This is a genomic window from Streptomyces spinosus, from assembly GCF_020400655.1.
GTDB classification, from domain to species: Bacteria; Actinomycetota; Actinomycetes; order Streptomycetales; family Streptomycetaceae; genus Streptomyces; species Streptomyces argyrophylli.
The window spans coordinates 1-1,364 of record NZ_JAINRC010000054.1 but is presented as its reverse complement, the minus strand read 5'-3'; the positions used below and the strand labels follow the sequence as shown (position 1 = coordinate 1,364).

The 1,364-nt window shown below is 68.9% G+C and carries 1 protein-coding gene; it reads left to right on the top strand.

The features are described 5' to 3' along the window. Positions 1–189 precede the first annotated feature (189 nt). A partial coding sequence (locus LG395_RS40855) for a glutathione-independent formaldehyde dehydrogenase (protein WP_225814647.1) occupies positions 190–1,364 on the top strand: 1,175 nt, incomplete at its 3' end.

The following is a 1,364-nucleotide window of genomic DNA, read 5'->3' as shown; positions in this document are numbered from 1 at the left end:
CGTCGGAGTGCCGTGGCTTCGCCGGGCAGGCCGGCGGCGCGACCACCGTTCCACCCGATCCGGGTGAACGGCCCGCAGAGGCGTGCCGGAGCCACGAACCCCGTCGCAGCACCTTCCGAGGGCCAGGCTCTTCGCGCGGTCTCGTCATCGCCGTGCCGCGGTCCTGCCACGGCACCGAGGGAAGTCATCATGAAAGCAGCGGTATATGAAGGCCCGCGAACGGTCACAGTGAAGGACGTACCGGACGCGAAGATCGAACACCCCTGCGACATCATCGTCAGGATCACCACCACCAACATCTGCGGTTCGGACCTGCACATGTACGAGGGCCGCACCTCCTTCGAGTCCGGCCGCACCCTCGGACACGAGAACCTGGGCCAGGTCGTGGAGGTCGGCCCGGCCGTCCGCAAGATCCAGGTCGGCGAGTACGTCGTCCTGCCCTTCAACATCGCCTGCGGCTTCTGCAAGCAGTGCGAGCAGGGCCTGACCAACTACTGCCTGACCATGCAGCCCGAGCCCTCCCTCGCCGGAGCCGCCTACGGATTCGCCGACATGGGCCCCTACCAAGGCGGCCAGGCGGAACTGCTGCGCGTGCCCTACGGCGACTTCAACGCCCTGCGCCTGGGCGAGGACGCCGCCGAGCGGCAGACCGACTACGTGATGCTCGCCGACATCTTCCCCACCGGCTACCACGCCACCGAGATGGCCCACGTCAAACCGGGCGACCAGACCGTCGTCTTCGGAGCCGGCCCCGTCGGGCTGATGGCGACCTACTCCGCCCTGCTCAAGGGCGCCGGCCGCGTCTGGACGGTCGACCACCAGGGCGACCGGCTGCGCAAGGCGGAGGAGATCGGGGCCATCCCGATCAACACCGCCGAGCAGAACCCCGCGGAGGTCGTCAAGGAGGCCACCCTCGGCCTGGGCGCCGACAACGGCTGCGAATGCGTCGGCTACCAGGCCCACGACCCCCAGGGACACGAGGACGCCAGCCTCACGCTCAACGGCCTGATCGACTCGGTCAGGTTCACCGGCCACATCGGCGTGGTGGGTGTCTTCATGCCTGAGGACCCCGGCGGCGCGGAGGCCCAGGGCGAGCTGGAGGCGCAGGGCAAGGTCCCGATCGACTTCGGCATGATGTGGTTCAAGGGCCAGCACATGGGGACCGGGCAGGCGCCGGTGAAGAGGTACAACCGCGCCCTGCGGGACCTGATCGCCGGCGGGAAGGCGAAGCCCAGCTTCGTCGTCTCCCACGAACTCGGCCTCGACGAGGCCCCCACCGCCTACGAGCACTTCGACGCCCGTGACGAGGGCTGGACCAAGGTCGTCCTCCACCCCGACGGACACGGCAACGGCCACAAGAAGTA